This window comes from Actinomyces sp. Z16 (genome assembly GCF_003111765.1).
Classification (GTDB): Bacteria; Actinomycetota; Actinomycetes; order Actinomycetales; family Actinomycetaceae; genus Actinomyces; species Actinomyces glycerinitolerans.
The window spans coordinates 1115693-1134160 of sequence record NZ_CP027862.1 but is presented as its reverse complement, the minus strand read 5'-3'; the positions used below and the strand labels follow the sequence as shown (position 1 = coordinate 1134160).

At 68.7% G+C, this 18468-nt stretch carries 15 protein-coding genes and 2 tRNA genes; 4 read left to right on the top strand and 13 right to left on the bottom strand.

Translation table 11 applies throughout. The features are described from left to right. Positions 1-5 precede the first annotated feature (5 nt). From C3B71_RS04675 to C3B71_RS04650, 6 genes are all read right to left on the bottom strand, one after another. Positions 6-719 carry a fluoroquinolone export ABC transporter permease subunit gene (locus tag C3B71_RS04675; RefSeq protein WP_073327302.1) on the bottom strand — a complete coding sequence of 238 codons (714 nt, stop codon included), beginning with the start codon at positions 717-719 and terminating at the stop codon, positions 6-8. After that, a complete protein-coding gene (locus C3B71_RS04670; protein ID WP_108966445.1) occupies positions 716-1567 on the bottom strand; it encodes an ABC transporter ATP-binding protein in 852 nt (283 codons plus the stop codon). Before C3B71_RS04670 ends, C3B71_RS04675 begins: the two co-directional genes overlap by 4 nt. Further along, positions 1560-2234, bottom strand: a complete 675-nt coding sequence (locus tag C3B71_RS04665; RefSeq protein WP_108966443.1) for a TetR/AcrR family transcriptional regulator — start codon at positions 2232-2234, stop codon at positions 1560-1562. The genes C3B71_RS04670 and C3B71_RS04665 overlap by 8 nt, the downstream gene beginning before the upstream one ends. Positions 2235-2839: 605 nt before the next feature. Next, the gene (gene tig / locus C3B71_RS04660) at positions 2840-4276 is read right to left on the bottom strand and encodes a trigger factor (RefSeq protein ID WP_073327307.1); all 1437 of its coding nucleotides are present in this window, start codon (positions 4274-4276) and stop codon (positions 2840-2842) included. 299 nt (positions 4277-4575) lie between these two features. Beyond that, positions 4576-4875, bottom strand: coding sequence for an FMN-dependent dehydrogenase (locus tag C3B71_RS04655; RefSeq protein WP_073327308.1), 300 nt, complete (start codon positions 4873-4875; stop codon positions 4576-4578). A 45-nt stretch (positions 4876-4920) separates the two neighbouring features. Further along, positions 4921-6267 (bottom strand): amino acid permease, encoded by a 1347-nt coding sequence (locus C3B71_RS04650; protein WP_199912614.1) that lies wholly within the window; start codon positions 6265-6267, stop codon positions 4921-4923. A 165-nt stretch (positions 6268-6432) separates the two neighbouring features. Here C3B71_RS04650 and mmuM point away from each other — a divergent pair, with 165 nt between their 5' ends. Beyond that, entirely contained in the window at positions 6433-7470 is a 1038-nt protein-coding gene (gene mmuM, locus C3B71_RS04645) for a homocysteine S-methyltransferase (protein WP_234416202.1), read from the top strand. Between the two features lie 188 nt (positions 7471-7658). Here mmuM and C3B71_RS04640 read toward each other — a convergent pair whose 3' ends face one another. From C3B71_RS04640 to rpmF, 4 genes are all read right to left on the bottom strand, one after another. Beyond that, on the bottom strand, positions 7659-8411 hold the full coding sequence (locus C3B71_RS04640; RefSeq protein WP_146752413.1) for a hypothetical protein: 753 nt from the start codon (positions 8409-8411) through the stop codon (positions 7659-7661). A gap of 445 nt (positions 8412-8856) precedes the next feature. Beyond that, positions 8857-8930, bottom strand: a tRNA-Pro gene (locus C3B71_RS04635). 51 nt (positions 8931-8981) lie between these two features. Next, positions 8982-9052 (bottom strand) — tRNA-Gly (locus C3B71_RS04630). A gap of 65 nt (positions 9053-9117) precedes the next feature. Next, positions 9118-9282, bottom strand: coding sequence for a 50S ribosomal protein L32 (gene rpmF, locus C3B71_RS04625; protein ID WP_073327314.1), 165 nt, complete (start codon positions 9280-9282; stop codon positions 9118-9120). A 197-nt stretch (positions 9283-9479) separates the two neighbouring features. Between rpmF and C3B71_RS04620 the strand changes: the two genes are divergently transcribed. The 3 genes from C3B71_RS04620 to epsC all read left to right on the top strand — a co-directional run bounded on the left by C3B71_RS04620 (position 9480) and on the right by epsC (position 12476). Continuing rightward, positions 9480-10184 carry an IMPACT family protein gene (locus C3B71_RS04620; protein WP_181574872.1) on the top strand — a complete coding sequence of 235 codons (705 nt, stop codon included), beginning with the start codon at positions 9480-9482 and terminating at the stop codon, positions 10182-10184. Between the two features lie 532 nt (positions 10185-10716). After that, a complete protein-coding gene (gene cysK, locus C3B71_RS04615) occupies positions 10717-11646 on the top strand; it encodes a cysteine synthase A (RefSeq protein WP_108966439.1) in 930 nt (309 codons plus the stop codon). 254 nt (positions 11647-11900) lie between these two features. Continuing rightward, positions 11901-12476 (top strand): serine O-acetyltransferase EpsC, encoded by a 576-nt coding sequence (epsC, locus tag C3B71_RS04610; RefSeq protein WP_108966437.1) that lies wholly within the window; start codon positions 11901-11903, stop codon positions 12474-12476. A 104-nt stretch (positions 12477-12580) separates the two neighbouring features. Here the strand turns inward: epsC and C3B71_RS04605 are convergent, their stop codons facing one another. The 3 genes from C3B71_RS04605 to C3B71_RS04595 form a co-directional block, all read right to left on the bottom strand. Next, entirely contained in the window at positions 12581-13165 is a 585-nt protein-coding gene (locus C3B71_RS04605) for a DJ-1 family glyoxalase III (protein ID WP_108966435.1), read from the bottom strand. Positions 13166-13217: 52 nt separating this feature from the next. Beyond that, positions 13218-14687, bottom strand: coding sequence for an alpha-amylase (locus C3B71_RS04600; protein ID WP_108969555.1), 1470 nt, complete (start codon positions 14685-14687; stop codon positions 13218-13220). Positions 14688-14792: 105 nt separating this feature from the next. Further along, complete coding sequence (locus tag C3B71_RS04595; protein WP_108966434.1) at positions 14793-18278, bottom strand: ABC transporter ATP-binding protein/permease; 3486 nt, start codon at positions 18276-18278, stop codon at positions 14793-14795. Positions 18279-18468: the final 190 nt, after the last annotated feature.

Sequence of the window (18468 nt, the reverse complement as noted above, 5' to 3'; positions counted from 1 at the left end):
GCGCCTCATGGCTTGCCCCCAACCTTGATGCTGATCGCGTGCAGACGCCGTCGAGCCAATGCCATCCCCACCGCCGCCCAGAGTGCCCCGACGACGACGGCAGGCGCCGCCAGCGCGGTCGGAGCGCGGTCGAAGGCGACCTGTACGAGGACCACTGCGGGCTGTAGGGGATGGAGCCACAACCACCAGCCGCCACCCAGACCCACAAGGGGTAGCACCGGCACGATGAACACCACGGTCCACAATCCCGAGGGCAACAGGAAGGCCGCCACCGTGTCGTATCCGGACACGGCGATCACTCCATAGAGCACCTCGCAGGCGGCCAGCACCAACACGCCCGCGATCAGCGCGGGCCAGTGCCGCGGAAGGTCACCGGCCACCGCCACCAACACCGCCGACTCCACCACCGCCAACGCCCCAAGGGAGACAATCAGAGCGGTCAAGTACTCCTCCTCCCGCGCCGGCGTGAGCGCCCGAGCCGTCAGCACTCCCTCTCCGCGCTCGGCCAGGACCTGCACGGCAGCGAAGTAGAAGCACGTCACCGTCAACTCGCCAAGGAGAAGAATCGGCCACCAGCGGGTTGGCTCTATCCCCGACCCTCGTACCATGCCCGCCACCACCGCCCCGACCAGCACCGCCACCAACCAGTAACCGCCGACCGCTTGGCGCCGCAGATCCAGCAGGAGGGTCGCCGCCGTGCGCTCCACCGCATACCTCATGACAGCTCTCGCCCCGTCACCGCTCGGAACACCTGGGCCAGGTCCGCCTCCTGGCTGTGGAGGGTGTGCACCCGGCGCTCGCGCAAATCGCGGTGGAAGCCCGGGTCATCCGCCAGGCCGTCGAGGGGAAACACGGACCGGCCCCCGTCCCAGGTCAACACCACCTCACGCCTGCCGTGGCGCCGCCGCAACTCGTCAGGCGCCCCCATTTCGACGATGCTGCCGTCAACGACGAAGCCGACGCGGTCACACACCTCCTGGGCGAGGACCATGTCGTGGGTGGTGACGACCACGGTGCAGCCGCGCTCACGTTCACGAGTGATGAGATCAGCCATCTGGGAGGCGGTTACGGGATCCAGGCCCGAGCTCGGTTCGTCGAGGAAGAGCAGTTCAGGACGATGCAGCAGCGCCCGCGCGACGTTCAGGCGTATCCCCATGCCCTTGCTCATCGCCGAGGCGCGCATGCCTGCGTCCTCGGCCAGGCCGAGTAGCTCCAGCAGTTCGTCCGGCGCGCGCGTGTCTGCCGGATACATGCGTGCGAAGTAGGCCAGATTCTCTCGCAGAGTGAGGCAGCCGACGGCCACCGGATGCTCGAAGCCGACCCCTATGCGCTCGTACAGTTCGCGCCCCCATGAGGACAGCTCCCGCCCGAGCACCCGGGCGTCCCCCGTCGCGCCGCGCAGCAGCCCGGTCAAGACCCGTTGCAGGGTGGACTTACCCGCGCCACTCGGCCCGAGCAGACCGATCACCTCTCCGACGTCGACCGTCAGATCGATGCCGTGCAGTGTGGGACCGGCAGCACCTCGGTAGGTGAAGCCGAGGGAGCGAGTGGCGATCGCCTCAGCCATGAGCCCGCCCGCCTGTGCGGTTCTGCGGCCGAGGCATCAACGCGGCTACGAGCATGACGACGACGTCGTCGGCCACCGCCGCGATCTCGGGGCGGTCGAAGGCACTGCCGTCCTTCGCAGCCTGCCGCGGGCTCACCCCGAACCGGGCGACAACGTACTCCGGAACACTCAGCAGTACCTTCTCCATCATCCAGGCGGCGGTTTCGGGGTCCACGTCCGCGCGCAGCTCGCCGCTCTCCTGTCCGGCAGTGATCGCGGCAACCGCCCACCGATGTACGCCCGCATTGACGGTCTCGTCCGAGCCGAGCACGACGGGGGCGTCGGCCGATAGTGCACGCGCAAGCACCGCCCAGCCACGGGGATCGCGCCGGAAGAAGTCCCGGCTGCCCAGGACCATCGCGCGAAGGACCTCATCGAAGGGCACCTCGGGCACCGGCGCGTCCTGGACGTCGATACGCGCGTCCATGAGTTCGCGCACCAGGTGGGTGTAGGCATCGAGCTTGTCGTTGAAGTACTGGTAGAAGCTGCCCTTCGAGATGCCGGCGGAGGCCGTGACGCGGTCGACCGAGGCCTGCGTGTAGGAGTGTTCCGCGAACTCCGCCTTGAGCGCCTCCACGACGCGGGCACGCTTGTCCTGCGTGAGGTTGAAGAACGTGTCCTTGGGCATGAAAACTCCATTCAAACAATATGACTATCCAGTCATATGACTGCCGAGTCATACGGTACGCCGCAGACCCCCGGGCCGCAATGTGTACGCCGCCCATCGGCCGCAATGCGGCTCTTCGTGTTTGGGGTGTGCTCGGTGGGTAGGGCGGGTTCGGTGGGCGTGTATGGGTGAATGTTGGCGTTGGCCGGGGATGGTCGGCGGGTGGTTAGGGGCCGGTCGGGTGAGTGCCCCGGGGGGTGGCGCACGCTCAATCACCTTGCCGCTCCGACCGGTCGGCGGGTTTTGCCTGGTATTTCAATGTTCTTGGTTTTGGGTCGAAGGAGGCCCATCGGCTCCCATGTGCGCCGCGGGGATCACCGCACATGGGAGCCGGCCGCACTGTTCACCGGTTGATGTGTTATCCGCGTAATTACGCCAAATCTCTAGAAACGCGCCGCGAATGAGCGTGCCGCGCGTGCCCGCGCCGGGCCGCCCGGCGCACACACCCGGCACTCCAGACACGCGCACCAACCACCCCACCACACCCGCAAACACGAAGAAGCCGTAATGCGTGAGGGGCCCGCGCCTTCCGGCGCGGGCCCCTCACTGAGCGTTACGGGTGGACGTCACTCGGCGTCGTCGGCGCTGTCCGCGGAGGCGGAGGACGCCGAGGAACCGGAGTCGGCCGCCTCGTCGGCGTCGGCCGGGGAGACGACGACCTCGTCCTCAGCGGCCTGGGCCGCGGCGGCGGCACCGGCCTCGGCGGCCGCCTCGGCGTCGAGCTCGTCGGAGCCGATGAACTCGGTCAGGTCCACGGCCTCGCCGTTGGAGTCCTTGACCGTCACGTGGCGCAGGGCCATGGCCAGGGACTTGTTGCGGGCGATCTCGGAGACGAAGGCCGGAATCTGGCCGGCCTGCTGCGCGCCCTGCATGAACTGGGCGGGCTCCATGCCGTACTGCTGGGCGGTCTGCATGAGGAACTCCAGGAGCTCGTCCTGGGTGACGGACACATCCAGGGACTCGGCCAGCACGTCCAGGAGGATCTGGTCGCGCACGCCGGAGGTGACGTCGTCGCGGATCTCGTCGGCGTGCGGGTCGCCCTCGGGCTTGCCCTCGGCCTGCAGGTGCTGCTTGATCTCGTCCTCGACCACGGACTCGGGCACGTCGAAGGAGACCGCGTCGCGCAGCTGCTCCAGCAGGGCGTCGCGGGCGGCGATCGCCTGGTCTCCGGTCTTGCGCTCGGCGGCCTGTGCGCGCAGGTCCTCGCGCAACTCCTCGACCGTGTCGAACTCGGAGGCCATCTGGGCGAACTCGTCGTCCACCTCGGGCAGCTCACGCTCCTTGATGGCGGTGGCGGTGACGGTGACCTCAGCCTCCTCGCCCGCGTGCTCGCCGCCGGCAAGCTTGGTGGTGAAGGTGGTGGATCCGTCGGCCTTGAGACCGACCAGGGCGTCGTCCAGGCCCTCGAGCATGTTGCCCTTGCCGATCTCGTAAGACACGCCGGACACGGAGTCGACCTCCTCGCCGTCGATGACGGCCTTGAGGTCGATGGTCACGAAGTCGCCGGTCTTTGCGGCGCGCTTGACGGACTTCAGCGAGCCGAAGCGGGCGCGCAGGTTGTCCAGCTCGGTGTCGACGTCGGCGTCGGTGATCTCGACGGCGTCCACGGTCACGTCGATGCCGCCCAGCTCGGGCAGCTCGAACTCGGGGCGCACGGTGACCTCGGCGGTGAAGGCGAGCTGGCCGCCCTGCGGGCCGGTGACGTTAACCAACTCGGTGACCTCGATGTCCGGCTGGCCCAGCGGCACGCGGCCGGAGTCGTTGAGGGCGTCGCGGTAGAAGTCGGGCAGCTTGTTGTTGACGGCCTCCTGGATGACGGAGGCACGGCCGACGCGCTGGTCGATGACACGGGGCGGGACGTGTCCGCGACGGAACCCGGGGATCTGAACCTGCGAGCCGATCTCCTTGTAGGCGGCGTCGAGGCTCGGCTCCAGCTCCTCGTAGGGGACCTCCACGGTCAGCTTGATACGCGCGGGGTCAAGGTTCTCGACGGTGCTCTTCACGGGGTTCTACTCCGAATGTGTAAATCGACTGGAAGGTGCGGGACCGGCAGGCCTCGCAGGCGCCCTGGTGTGGCGTCAATTCCGGGCCATCCTAGGGCACGGTCGCGGCCCGGTGACAAATGAGCCCGCCCATAGGCGGCGGGAACTGCTCACATTCCGCTCCCGGCCGACGCCGGCGGGCGCCCCGAATGCGGCGATGTCGACGCGCGCCCCCGAGAGGAGCGCCATCGCCTCCCCGAGCGGCCGGCCCCGCCATGCTGCCGCACGAGCGGCCGGTTCCGCCGCGCCGTCGGCCACACTCACGCCTCCAGGGCGATGGGCACGCTGCGCCCGCCCACCACCTTGGCAAGCACCTGCGCGGGCACGACCGCCGCCCGCCGCACCCCGGCCACGGTGCGGTGGTGGACGGCGCGAGCATCGGCGTCGTCGGCCCCGGTGAATCGGATCGTGACGCGCGGCTGGCCGCGCACGACGTCGACCTGGAAGGCCTCCAACGTCGTCGAGGCGGTCACGGCGGCACGAGCCGCAGCCTCCACGTCCTGCGGACCGTGGCCGGGCAGCAGGTTGGTGACCGTGAGAATGGTGCGATATGAGGGCATGAGGTCAGCCTAGGGCGCGGGCCGCCGCCGTCGCACGCGCCCGCGTCAGGCCTTCACCCAGCCGCGGCGCAGGGCCAGGGCGTGTCCGGCGTAGCACAGGGCCACGAAGGGCACGGTCCAGTACAGGGCGGAGCGCTGACCGGGATCGAAGACGATCAGGATGCAGGAGGCGGCCGAGCCGATGAAGGCCGCCAGCGGCACCCACGGGTAGCCGGGGGTGCGGTAGCCAAGTTCGGCGGGGATGTACCCGGCGTCGAGCCAGCGGCGGCGGAAGACGAACTGGCAGGCGGCGATCGCCATCCACACGATCACCACCGCCAGTCCGGAAATGGACACCAGCGCCAGGTAGACGGTGTCGGCGGCCACCACGGAGCTGAGCAGAGCCAGCAGTCCGCCCAACATGGACAGAGCCAGCGCCACCACGGGCACGCCCCGCATGGTGGTGTGGGCGACGATCTCCGGCACGGTCCCCTCGTTGGCCAGCGACCACAGCATGCGGGTGGAGGCGAACAGGCCGGAGTTGGCGGCCGAGAGGATGGCCGTCACGACCACGATGTTCATGAGGTCGCCCGCGTGGGGCACGCCGATCATGTCCAGCACGGTGACGAACGGGGAGGCGCTCACGCCGGCCTCCTGCCAGGGGATGAGCGCGGCCATGACCACGATCGAGCCGATGAAGAACACGGTCAGCCGTACCAGGGTGGTGCGGATGGCGCGCGGGATGTTGCGGCCGGGGTCGGCGGTCTCCCCCGCGGCCACGCCGATCAACTCGGTGCCGGAGAAGGCGAAATTCACGGTAAGCATGGTGGTCAAGACGGCCCCGAAGCCGTTGGGGAAGACGCCGTCGCGGATCAGGCCACCCAGGCCCGGCGCGGGTGAGCCGTCGGCCATGGGGATCACCCCGACGATCGCCAGGGTACCGAGCACGATGAAGGCGATGATGGCGAAGACCTTCACGCCCGCCAGCCAGGACTCCGCCTCGGCAAACACCCGCACCGAGAACACGTTGGAGGCGAAGACCACCACGATGAAGATGGCGGCCCACATCCACACCGGCGTGGTGGGGAACCAGTGGCGCATGATGGCGCCGGCGGCGGTGAACTCCGAGCCGAGCGCGATGGTCCAGGTCAGCCAGTACAGCACCGCCACCACGAACCCGGTGCCGGGGCCGATCAGCTCCTTGGCGTAGACGTGGAAGGCGCCGGTCCAGGGCATGGCCACGCTCAGCTCCCCCAGGCACAGCATCACCAGGTAAACGAGCAGCGCGCCGATGGAGTAGGCGAGCACGGTGCCCAGTGGGCCGGCCTGGCTGATGGTGTAGCCCGAGGAGAGGAACAGGCCGGTGCCGATGACTCCGCCGAAGGAGATCATGGTCAGGTGGCGCGAGCTCATCTTGCGCTGCAGACGGTCGTGTTTGCTGGCGGCGTCGGGTGTGGTGGCCATGGCGTTCCTGGGGTGAGCGATTCCGGGACGTTCCCGGCTAGGGTAGGTGGGCCGCCGAATGTAGGCGGGCGAGGAGTCGACAACAGGGTCGGGAGGCGACTCGGTTTGAGTGATGTGCTTACGAGGTTACTGGCACAGCGGGGGACGATCGTCCTCGACGGCGCAATGGCCACCGAATTGGAGAAGCGGGGCGTGGACACCTCCGGCCCGCTGTGGTCCGCGCTGGCCATGCGCGACGCGCCCGACACGATCCTGGACGTGCACCGCGCCTACTTCGCCGCCGGCGCGGACGTGGCCACGACCAACACCTATCAGGCGAATCTGGACGCCTACCGGCGCGCGGGCCTGAGTCAGGCCGAGGCCGAGGACATGGTGCGGCAGGCGGTGCGTCTGGCACGCCGGGCCCGCGACGAACATGCGGCGACCACCGGGCGCCACGGCCTGGTGGCGGGTTCGGTCGGGCCCTACGGCGCCTACCTGGCCGACGGCAGCGAGTACACCGGCGCCTACACGCACACGGATGAGGAGTTCCGCGCCTTCCACCGCCCGCGGCTGCGGCTGTTGACCGAGGCGGGCGTGGACGTGCTGGCCCTGGAGACGATGCCGCAGGGACCGGAGATCCACGCGCTACTGGGGCTGCTGCCCGAAGTGGCGCCGGAGGTGCCCGCGTGGCTGTCGCTGTCGGTGCGCGACGACGCCACGGCGCTGCGCGATGGGACGCTGCTCGACGACGTCGTCGCCTGGGCGGAGGCCTGCCCGCAGGTGCGCCTGCTGGGAGTCAACTGCACCCGGGTGGAGTCGGCGACGACGGCGCTGAGCCTGCTCGCCGACCTCACCAGCCTGCCGCTGGTCGTCTACCCGAACTCGGGTGAGGAGTATGACGCCGAGGCCAAGACCTGGTCCACGGGCGGCAGCACGACCGGCGGTGGTGTCGGCACTGGTACGGGCAGCGCCGACAGCGATGCCGACGATGTCGGCTCTGGCAGCGGCGCCGCCCCCGGCAGCGGCGGCGCAGGACCCGGAGACGATCTCCTGGCCGGCGCGCTGCCCGCCTGGGAGGCACTGGGAGCCCGCGCCGTCGGCGGTTGCTGCCGCACCACGCCGGCACAGATCCAGGCGCTGGCGGCCGCGGTGGGCGAGCCGGCGGCGTAGGAGCCAGGTAACGGCGGAGGATCGCGCCCCGAGCCTTCACCCTGTTGCGACACTTTGCGCCCTGCTACGACGTTTTGCACCCTGGTGTGCGGCAAATGCCCGTGCACCAGGGTGCAAAAGCTCGTACCAGGGAGCGAAAGCTCGTAGCAGACAGCCGAGGCGCCGCAACGCGAAGACCAGGGCGCCCGCTACCGAGTGAGCTGCCGCCAAACGATCACGTACACCGCGCACAGCACGATGATGCCGAGGTAGCCCAGGAAGGCCAGCACGTGCGCCTTGCGCAGATGGTGAATGTTGGACGTGGTCTGCCCTGGGGGCGGGAGCAGCCCGACCAGGAGCGTAAACATGGCGTAGGCAGCTCCAATGAAAAGTCCCACGGGAGGCAGCAGGGGGTCGAGTCCCATGGGCAGGACGAGCATGCAGCCAAGCGGGAGCAGGAGTGCACTCCACCCGATGCAGACGCGAGTATGCCCTTTGTCAAAGGCGTCGGCTGACAACAGCATGCAGGCAAACATCAGTGCGAGTGCCACGAGGCTGGCCGGCTTCGCGATGATGAACAGCGGCTCGCCCCGTTCGTCCCGCAATGCGTCGGCCGACGTTGCATAGGTCGTCACCACGATCGCGACGTAGATCAGCGCGACCCCAACGTAGATCAGCGCGACCCCGGCGCTCGCCCGGCGAAGCCGGTACAGGCCCGTGCCGTGGCGGTTGTCGCCGCGCAGCACCCCCACTGCGAGTGCGTCGAAGCTGCTCAGGCTTCCGACTAGCAGGCCGATCGGCAGCGCGGCGGGGTTGTGCCGGTTCAGCAGCCCACAGATGAAGCCGGCAACCAGCGGCACGCCGGACAGCGCCACGCCCGCTGCGCGTCGTTTCCCCGGCAGCAGTGCTATGCATCCGATGGCAGCCACGACGCCGGCAACAATCAATAGGCCCGACAACACAGTGACGACTGTAGGCGATCACCCGGCAGAGCAGAGCCCGGAGAACCCGCCTTGGTGTTGAGCAGCGAGCCCGCGCCCGCGGTGCCTGTTGCGACACCTTTGCACCGCGATGATGACCACTGCCGCACCCGTGACCCGCGCCCGCGGTGCCTGTTGCGACACTTTGCGCCCTGCTACGACGTTTTGCACCCTGGTGTGCGGCAAATACCCGTACACCAGGGTGCAAAAGCTCGTACCAGGGAGCGAAAGCTCGTATGGATGCGGAACTGCTTCGTCATGGCTGGGTGCTAAAGCTCGTACCAGGAGGCGAAAGTTCGCAGTAGACGCGAGGACACCTCACGAGCGAGCTCGTGGGTGTCCTCGTCGTCGGGGTATTCGACCTGACGGCCTTGTTACCCCTTCCTCCTCGGACACCTCACGAGCGAGCTCGTGGGTGTCCTCGTCGTCGGGGTGGCGGGATTTGAACCCACGATCTCCTGCACCCAAAGCAGGCGCGCTACCAAGCTGCGCCACACCCCGTGTAAACGCCCGCGACCGCCACCGGAGTCCGGGGCGGCCGCGCGTTCACCGAGCGGGTGACGGGAATCGAACCCGCGCCATCTGCTTGGAAGGCAGAGGCTCTACCATTGAGCTACACCCGCATTGGACGGGCCTGGGCCCGCCGTATTGCCGGTTCGTCGCCGGCGATGCCGGGACGGCGGCGATATCAGTACTCGATGAGGCCGGTCCGGTAGGCCTTGGACAGCCGACCGGGCACCGCCACCTTGCGCCCCGCAACGGTGACCGTCTGCAGCTCGGGCAGCTTGGCCTTCCACTGCGAACGGCGATTGCGGGTGTTGCTGCGGGACATCTTCCGCTTCGGCACTGCCATGAGCCCGCTCCTCTCAAAGTCGAAGGGCCGTCCGGTCACGGACAACCCGAAGGATAGTTGACCAGGGGTCACCCTAGCGGTTCGCCCGGATTCCGTTCCAGCCCGGGCGCCCTGCCGGACGTGTGAGATCAGTCCCGTCCCGCCCACAAGTACCGTCGCACCCACGCCGCCGCGCCCGAGCGGCTATACATGACGCCATGACCGCCGTGCCCGCTTCCAACGCCGACTACGCGACCGCCAACGCCGTGGTCACGCTGTCACGCGGCGAGCAGCCGGAGACCGACCTGGAGGTCAAGCGCTCCCACTTCCTGGGACGGGCCGCGCGCACCGACGACGAGGCCGCCGCCCGCGCCTTCATCGCCTCCGTCCGCTCCCGCTACCCCGACGCCCGCCACCACTGCAGCGCCTTCACCGTGTCGGTCCCCGGCGCCCAGCCCATCGAGCGTTCCAGTGACGATGGCGAACCCTCGGGCACCGCCGGCGGCCCCATGCTGGACGTCCTGCGCGGCACGGGTCTGGTCAACACCACGGTTGTGGTCACCCGCTACTTCGGCGGGACTCTGCTGGGCACCGGCGGCCTGGCCCGCGCCTACTCGCAGGCGGCCGCCGACGCGCTGAACGCCGCGTCCCGGGTGCGCCTGGCCACTCGCCACCTGTGGCAGGTGCGGGTGCCCGTCGCCGACGCCGGCCGTCTGGAGGCCCAACTGCGCGGGCAGGGCGGCCCGCAGGACATCGGGGTGGAGGACGCGCAGTGGCAGGCCACCCACGCCGTCCTCACCCTGTCCACGCCCACCGCCGACGCCGACGCGCTCGCCGAGCAGCTGGCCGCGCTGACCGGCGGAGCCGCCCATGCCGAGCCGGCCGGCAGCCGGGTGGTTGAGACTCCTCTACCCGCCGCCTGACCGGAGTCACGCAGCGACTCCAGCACCCGCCGCTGAGACGTCCTGTCCACAGCGTGACTCCTACCGGCTCCGTCCGCCTCTGTACTGGCAGGGCGGGCCTACGGGAGCGCGCTTTGATCAACGGGACCAACGGGTACGCGCTGTGTACACGGGCAGGCGCGATGAAGCGAAGTTCACCATGCGGATGATTTGACAGCCGCGCCGGCGCAGGCACTACTGTGGCTTCAGCGGATCACGGCGCCCGCTCGGCGCCGGTGAAGCTCCGCAGGTTTTGGCAGCACCAGGTAATGAGGAGGACCCCATGACGGTCGGTAACGTCATGTGCGAGATGTCCTTCTGCTGCTGCCAGTGTCGATAGAGCGCCTGGCCATGACACTGTGCGCGCGTTGCTGCGCGCATGCCCGGCGCTCGGGCGCGGGAAGCGCCCCTCCCCACAAACGTTCAAACGCCCTCCAGGCTCTGGGTGTACCCGTATTCGCTAATCGCCCCTGCCGGAGCGGCGCCCCGCACTTTCAAGACTTAAGGAACAGCCATGACATACGCCAACAACATCACCGAGCTGGTCGGCTCCACTCCCCTGGTCCGCATCAACCGCGTCACCGACGGCGCCCCCGCAACCGTCCTGGCCAAGGTCGAGGCCTTTGAGCCCGCCAGCAGCGTCAAGGACCGCATCGCCCTGGCGATCGTCCGAGCTGCCGAGGCCTCCGGCGACCTCAAGCCCGGCGGCACCATCATCGAGGCCACCTCCGGCAACACCGGCGTCGGCCTGGCCATGGTCGGCGCCGCGCTCGGCTACCGGGTGATCATCACCATGCCGGAGACCATGTCCAAGGAGCGTCGCGCCATCATGCGCGCCTTCGGCGCCGAGCTGGTACTCACCACCGAGGGCGGTGTCGCCGGGGCCGTCAAGCGCGCCGAGGAGCTCCAGGCCGCCACCCCCAACTCCGTGCTCGCCTCCCAGTTCACCAACCCCGCCAACCCGCGCATTCACCGGGAGACCACCGCACAGGAGATTCTGGCGGCCACCGACTCCAAGATCGACGCCTTCGTGGCCGGCATCGGCACCGGTGGCACCCTGACCGGCGTGGGTCAGGTCCTGCGGGAGCAGATCCCGGGTGTGAAGATCTTCGGTGTGGAGCCCGCCGAGTCCCCGCTGCTGAGCGAGGGCAAGGCCGCGCCGCACAAGATCCAGGGCATCGGCCCCAACGTGGTCCCCGAGGTGCTCGACCAGTCCATCTGGGATGAGCTGCTGCACATCGAGTCCGACACCGCGCTGGACTACGCCCGCCGTGCCGCCGCCGAGGAGGGACTGCTGGTGGGTATCTCCTCCGGTGCGGCCCTGGCCGCCGCCTCGCAGATCGCGCAGCGCCCGGAGTTCGAGGGCAAGACGATCGTCACCGTCCTGCCGGACACCGGTGAGCGTTACCTGTCGACGCCGTTGTACGCCGAGTACCTGAACTGAGTACCTGAGCCTGCAAGTCGGCGGGCGGCCACGACGTCAACGGCCGCCCGCCGACCCGCCTTCGGTCATGTCCGGCAGCGGATTCGGATACGGTCCGGCGTCGGTGGCGGTGCCCGGGAACAGGGATGCCGCCACCGACGTTGTCCGGACGGATCATCGCAGGTGAGACGTCCTTCGTGGCGCTGCCGAGGTCCTCCAGCCCCGATGTCCCTCTCTGTTGTCCAGCCTCATCAGGCCGTTGTCCAAGGAGCACCATGCAGAAGCCCAGCCGGTCGTTCATCGAGATCGCCAAGGAGGATCTGGCGACCGCACGACGCCGTGACCCCGCGGCACGCTCGAACCTCGAAGTGGCCCTGCTGTACCCGGGCGTGCACGCGCTGTGGGCACACCGCGCCGCCCACCGCCTGTGGCAGGGCGGCCACTACTTCGCGGCGCGTGCGCTGTCCCAGGCGGCCCGCGCCGCCACCGGAATCGAGATTCACCCGGCCGCCAAGATCGGTGAACGCTTCTTCATCGACCACGGCATGGGCGTGGTGATCGGAGAGACCGCTGAGGTCGGCAATGACGTGCTCATGTTCCACGGCGTCACCCTGGGCGGGGTGTCCATGAACCCGGGTAAGCGCCACCCCACCATCGGTAACAACGTGCAGATCGGGGCGGGCGCCAAGGTGCTGGGGCCGGTGACCGTGGAGGACGGCGCGAAGATCGGCGCCAATGCCGTGCTGGTCAAGAACCTGCCCGCCGATCACGTCGGCGTGGGAGTGCCGGCGCGGGCCCGCGACCCGCGCACCGACCCCGAGCTGATGCTCGACCCGACCATCTACATCTGACCGCCGGACGACGGCCTGCCCGACGACGGCGGGGCGCCGGTCCGCTTTGATGCCACCCCGCGGCCGGCTGGCTTATGCCCGTCGGTTGCGGGGCGGAGTCGTCGTCAGTGCTGGTAGACGATGCCGCGCTTGACCGCCTCGACGGCGTCGTCGCCCAGGAAGTGGCGCACGATCTCCAGGCCGAGCTCGATGGCGGTGCCCATGCCGCGGCTGGTGATCAGTTCGCCGTCGACGACGACCGCGGCCTCGCTGGTGCGGGCGCCGTGCTCCGCCAGAACCTTCATGAAGTTCGGGTTGGAGGTGGTGTCACGCCCCTGAAGCAGCCCCAGTTCGGCCAGGATCGACGGGGCGGCGCAGATGGCGGCCACGGGCCGGCCGGAGCGCATACGGGCGGTGACCTCGGCGGTGACGGTCGGGTCGGCCTTGAGGTTGGGCGTGCCGGGGATGCCGCCGGGCAGGAACACCAGGTCGTAGTCCGCCAGGTCCACCTCCGCCAGCAGTGCGTCGCAGGTGAGCACCACCTGGTGGGAGGAGGTGACGGTGAGCGAGTCGCCGACGGCTACCAGGTCGGCGCGGATGCCCGCGCGGAACAGCACATCGACCACCGCGAGCGCCTCCACCTCCTCCAGGCCCGCGGCGATCAGGACGGCGACCTTCTTGTCGGTGGCAAGCTTGCCGGGTGTGGGCATGGTTCCTCCTTGAGTGCGGTTGAGCGCGATGCGGCGGCGTCGGGCCGCGTCTTCAGCGTACGCGGACCAGCCGGGTCATGCCGCGGTCGATGATCGGGCGGGCGGAGGCGGGCACGTACACCGACAGCCCCGTCTCACTGACGGAGAACTCGGCGCTGCCGTCGCCGCCGATGGTGACCGCCCCGTGGCCGCCGATCGCGCAGATCCACCGCTCCCCCGCGTGTCGGGCGCCGACGTACAGGCGCTTGCTGGCGGCCACACCGGTGGACAGGACGACGGCGAGCCCGGAGCCGGGGTGGGCGTCGTCGCCCTCGCGGGCGAAGCCGACCAGGTCGGCGGCGTTGAAGACGTCGTGCTGCGGGCCATAGGCGAGGCTGCGGCGCAGCCGCATGAGCAGGGGCAGTTCAAGGCACGCGGACATGTCGCCGGTCTCCGGGGCGCCGAATAGGTCGCCCCAGAACACGCAGGGGGTGCCGGCCTCCCGCAGCAGGATCAGCGCGTAGGCGGCGGGCTTGAAGCCGGGTTCGACGAATGACTGCAGGGACTGGCCGGGCTGGGTGTCGTGGTTCTCTACGAAGGTGATGGCGTGATCGGGGTCGGCCTCCACCAGGGTGCGTTCGAAGATCTTCGACAGGTCGAAGCGGTCCTTGAAGGAGGCGTGGTACAGCCGGTAGTGCAGCGGGGTGTCGAACATGCTCATGATCGGCTCCTCGCCCAGGTAGGCGCACAGCTCCTCGGCATCGCGGGACCAGAACTCGCCGACGGCGGGGACCTCCCGCCCGGTGGCCTCGCGCAGCGCGGGCAGCCAGCGGCGGTAGAACTCGCGGCTCATGTGCTTGAGCGCATCCAGCCGCACGCCGTCGACGCCGGTGGTCTCCAGGTACCAGCGCCCCCAGCTGATCAGTTCGTCGGATACGCGCGGGTTGTTGAGGTCGACGTCCGCACCCATGAGGTAGTCGAAGTTCCCCCGCTCATCGGTGACGTCCTCGTTCCACTCCTTGCCCTCGAACAGCCACACACTGTTGCGGCGGGTGCGCTCGTCCCAGTCGGTGCCCAGGAAGCAGGTGTGGTCCCAGGTGAAGTCGGAGTAGGTGCCGTGGCGACCGGGGAAGGTGAAGCGGGTCCAGGTGGTGATGGTGGTCGGGTCGGCGACGGGCTTGCGGCGGTCGGCGCCGTCGACCTCGGTGGCGCGCACCTCCTCGGTGCCGTCGGCGCCCATCCGGTGGTTCAGGACGATGTCCGCCAGCACGGTCATGCCGGCGGCCCGCAGGGCGGCGACGGCGGCGACGTACTCGTCCTTGGTGCCGTACTTGGTGGGGATGGTGCCCTTCTGGTCGAACTCGCCCAGGTCGTAGGTGTCGTAGACGCCATAACCGACGTCGTTGACGCCGGCCTGCCCCTTGTAGGCGGGCGGCAGCCAGATGGCGGTGACGCCGGAGTCGGCGATGAGGGAGGCATTGTCCGCGAGGAAGCGCCAGTGGCTGGAGTCGGCGGCCATGTCCCAGGCGAATCCCTGCAGCATGATCGGGTTCTCGCGCCCGCCGAAGCCGATGGTCGTGCTGTCACTCACAGGGGCAGCCTACCGGAGGGCTGTACCGGTCATCGTCGGCGCTACGCGCAATGGACTTCACTCAGAGCGCAGCGCCTCCACCGGGTCCTCCCGGGCCGCCTTACCCGACGGGATCAGGCCGGCCAGCACCGTGAGCCCCACGGAGATGAGCACCAGGATGATGCCGGCGCGCACCGGCAGTTGGGCGATGGACTCCACCCCGAAGCGCCCGTATATGAAGGCGTTCAGCGGCAGGCTCACCAGCAGGGTGATGCCCACCCCCATGAGGCCGGCCATGAGCCCCTCAATGACGGTTTCGGCGTTGAACACGTGGCGGATGTCGGAGCGGGAGGCGCCCACGGCGCGCAGGATGCCGATCTCCTTGCGGCGCTCCAGCACGGAGATGTAGGTGATGATGGCGATCATGATGGAGGAGACCACCAGGGAGATGGCCACGAAGGCGATCAGCATCCAGGAGATGATGTTGACGATCCGGGTCACCGAGCTCATCAGCACGCCGACCACGTCGGTGTAGGTGATGACCTTGTCGTCATCGCCGGCGGCCACCTGCGTGGCGTTGTAGTCGTCCAGGATCTGCTTGACCGCATCCTTGGACTCGAAGTCCTTGGGGTAGATGTCGATCTCGCTGGGGTTTTCCAGGTCCGCCCAGCCCAGCGCGGTCAGGTTGGTCTCGTAGGTGGCGGGCTCGGTGGTCACCAGCGTGCTGAGCAGCTGGCTGAGCTCCTCCGGAGTCATGTCCAACTGGAACGCCTGGGCGAAGGCGTCCGGGTCCACGCTGACGGCGTCGGCCAGGTTGGTGGCCAACTGTGTGGTGGCGGCCTCGATCTGGGCGGTTATCTGCGTCTGGATGGCGGTCATCATCTGGCTCATGGCGGTGGCCATGGCCTGCTGCACGGCGCTGGACAGGGCACTGGTGATGGAGCTGGTGACGGCCCCGGCCACCTGGGAACCGATCTCCGCCACCAGCTGGTCGCGCACGGCGTCGGAGATATCGGCGACGGCGGGGTCGGATCCCAGGGCGGTGGTGAGGTTCTCGGTGAGCTTGGTCGAGTCGATGACGTCATCGGAGCCGAGGGTCTGCGCGATGGTGCGCTGCACGTCCTCCTGGGAGAGGTAGTCGGTCACGAGCGTGCCCAGGTCGGGGTCGTCGTCGGGGTCGTCGGGGTTCTCACCGGCCGCGTGTTCGCCGTAGTAGTCGGTGAATCCGGCGATCAGCCCGTTCATCATGGTGGCGACCTGCTCGTCCGCCCCCTCCTTGATGACGCCGTCGGACAGGGCCTGGGTAATCAGGGTCACGTAGTCGACGTCGACGAGCTGGGGGAACTGCTGCTCCAGGTCGGTCAGGCTCAGTGACGACAGGTCCAGGGCCGACAGGTCCACGTCGGGCTGGGCATTGGCCAGACCGGACAGGTCCAGGCCGGAGAAGTCCATCTGAGTGGTGTCCAGGCCGGACAGGTCGATGCCCGACAGGTCCATGCCGGAGAGGTCCAGGGCACTGGAGTCGATCTGGAAGGCGGCCCGCAGCTGGGACTCGTCGATATCGAACAGGTTGGTGAAGTCGAATTCGGTGTCCCCGGTGGCGTCGGCCTCCTCGGCGAAGGTCTTGCCGGTGAACACGTCCACCTCCGGGTCGGCGAGCTGGGCCTTGACGATTTCGGAGTCGGCGGCCTGCTCCACCAGGTGCTCGGTCAGCGCGGGGGTGTAGTAGACCCCGGGGACGAGCGAAGCCTGGGTGCCTTCCGCGCGCGCAATCCCGACCACGGTCATCGTTTCGCCGTCGGCAACCAGATCGGACATGAAGGCGGCGTCGGTGGACTTGTCGGTCCACACCTGGTACTCGGCGTCGTAGGCATAGTGCTCGTATGCGGGCACGAGGCTCAGGGTGCGGCCGATGAGGTCGTTGTACGCGTAGGTGCGCTCCGCATCGGGGTCGGCGGAGTCGCCTGCGCCTGCGGTAGCGGTGGAAGTCGCGCCGGCGGTGGCGGTCGGCCCCGCTGTCGCGTCTGCTGCCGCGCTCGCGGTGGAGTCGGCGGCGGTATCCGCGGCCATTGCGCCGCCGGTCGTGGTGGCGCCGGGCAGGCTGCCCGCCATCCCCGACACGTAGGTCTGCACCAGCTGCTCCAGCTCATTGTGCTCGCGCAGGCCGAGCGCGTACTCGGTCAGGTCGCTCATGCGGCCGTCCTCGGGCAGGACGATGACCAGTTCGTTGTACGCGGTGGGCCAGCGGCCGGCGGCGACCTCGTACTGGTCGGCGTACAGATCCGTATCGGTGGCCAGCTGCTGGAAGGCGGTCATTTGCATGGTGGCCGTCATGGCTCCAAAGCTGGAGAAGGCCGTATCCGGGTTGACCTGGGTGGGCATCTGTCCGGCGGAGTCGGCGTCGACCGGCAGATACAGCTGCGGGGTGACGTCGTAGAGGTACTCGATGGCGTTGGTGTAGGTGGAGACGTTGCCGCCGTCGGCGTCGAAGTAGGACTTGAGAGAGGCCAGGTCGTTGGTGTTGGCCGAACCGAGCATGTTGCTCAGGGCACGCCGCTCCCCCACCACGCCGTCGGGCAGGTCGTCCTGTGTGGTGGTCTCGGTGGCCTGGGCGATCAGGGAGGTGTAATCCATACCCAGTCGCTCGATCTGCAGCGGGTAGGAAGAGAGGGTCTCCTCCTCGGTGCGGGCGATGTAGGCGTTCACCCCGTTGGCGAGCGCCAGGATCAGGGCAATACCGATGATGCCGATGGACCCCGCGAAGGAGGTCATCAGGGTGCGGCCCTTCTTGGTCATCAGGTTGCTGAAGGACAGCGACAGGGCGGTGAGCGGCCCCATGCGAGTGCGCCGCGGCGGCCGGGCCTCGCGGGCGTCGTCGGCCGCAGGCGTGTAGGGCGCGGTGTCTGAGGTGATGCGCCCGTCGGCGAGCTCGACGATGCGAGTGGCGTAGTCGTGGGCGAGCTCGGGGTTGTGAGTGACCATGATGACCAGCCGGTCGGAGGCGACCTCGCGCAGCAGGTCCATCACCTGGATGGAGGTGGTTGAGTCCAGGGCGCCGGTGGGCTCGTCGGCCAGCAGGATCTCCGGGTCGTTGATCAGGGCGCGGGCGATGGCGACGCGCTGCATCTGGCCGCCCGAGAGCTGGCTCGGTCGCTTGTGCACGTGCTCGGACAGCCCCACCTGATCCAGGGCCTCCAGGGCCCGGCGGCGCCGCTCCCCGCGGGAGACGCCGGTCAGGGTCAGGGCTAGCTCCACGTTGGCCAGCACGCTCTGGTGCGGAATGAGGTTGTAGGACTGGAAGACGAAGCCGATGCGGTTGTTGCGGTAGGCGTCCCAGTCGCGACTGCGGTAGTCCTTGGTGGATACGCCGTCGATGACCAAATCCCCGGAGTCGAAGTGGTCCAGGCCGCCGATGATGTTGAGCATGGTGGTCTTGCCACTGCCGGACTGGCCGAGCACCGCGACGAACTCATTGTCCCGGAAGGACACGGTCACGCCGTCGAGGGCGGTCTGGTCGAGTGAGGCGGTGCGATAGGACTTGGTTATCTCGTGCAGCTCAAGCATGGGCACTCCGGAGCGGGGGTCGAGTCCCGAACCCTATGCCGTTTTCCTGAAAGAACCAACAAAGCCGTGCTGCAAACACCGGCTTCCCGGCTCCTTCGCTCCGCCCCCGCCGACCCCAGTCACGTGGCTCATCGTCCGAGCATTGTCACAAACCGGGACAAACACCCGCCCTGGCGCCCCGCCCCGATTC

Excerpts from the sequence above, each read along its gene's own strand:
- C3B71_RS04655 (WP_073327308.1), bottom strand. The coding sequence starts at position 4,875 with ATGCCCTCATATCGCACCATTCTCACGGTCACCAACCTGCTGCCCGGC.
- cysK (WP_108966439.1), top strand. The coding sequence starts at position 10,717 with ATGACATACGCCAACAACATCACCGAGCTGGTCGGCTCCACTCCCCTG.
- C3B71_RS04650 (WP_199912614.1), bottom strand. The coding sequence starts at position 6,267 with ATGAGCTCGCGCCACCTGACCATGATCTCCTTCGGCGGAGTCATCGGC.
- C3B71_RS04670 (WP_108966445.1), bottom strand. The coding sequence starts at position 1,567 with ATGGCTGAGGCGATCGCCACTCGCTCCCTCGGCTTCACCTACCGAGGT.
- epsC (WP_108966437.1), top strand. The coding sequence starts at position 11,901 with ATGCAGAAGCCCAGCCGGTCGTTCATCGAGATCGCCAAGGAGGATCTG.
- C3B71_RS04605 (WP_108966435.1), bottom strand. The coding sequence starts at position 13,165 with ATGCCCACACCCGGCAAGCTTGCCACCGACAAGAAGGTCGCCGTCCTG.
- C3B71_RS04595 (WP_108966434.1), bottom strand. The coding sequence starts at position 18,278 with ATGCTTGAGCTGCACGAGATAACCAAGTCCTATCGCACCGCCTCACTC.
- C3B71_RS04665 (WP_108966443.1), bottom strand. The coding sequence starts at position 2,234 with ATGCCCAAGGACACGTTCTTCAACCTCACGCAGGACAAGCGTGCCCGC.
- rpmF (WP_073327314.1), bottom strand. The coding sequence starts at position 9,282 with ATGGCAGTGCCGAAGCGGAAGATGTCCCGCAGCAACACCCGCAATCGC.
- C3B71_RS04675 (WP_073327302.1), bottom strand. The coding sequence starts at position 719 with ATGAGGTATGCGGTGGAGCGCACGGCGGCGACCCTCCTGCTGGATCTG.
- C3B71_RS04620 (WP_181574872.1), top strand. The coding sequence starts at position 9,480 with ATGACCGCCGTGCCCGCTTCCAACGCCGACTACGCGACCGCCAACGCC.
- C3B71_RS04600 (WP_108969555.1), bottom strand. The coding sequence starts at position 14,687 with ATGCTGCAGGGATTCGCCTGGGACATGGCCGCCGACTCCAGCCACTGG.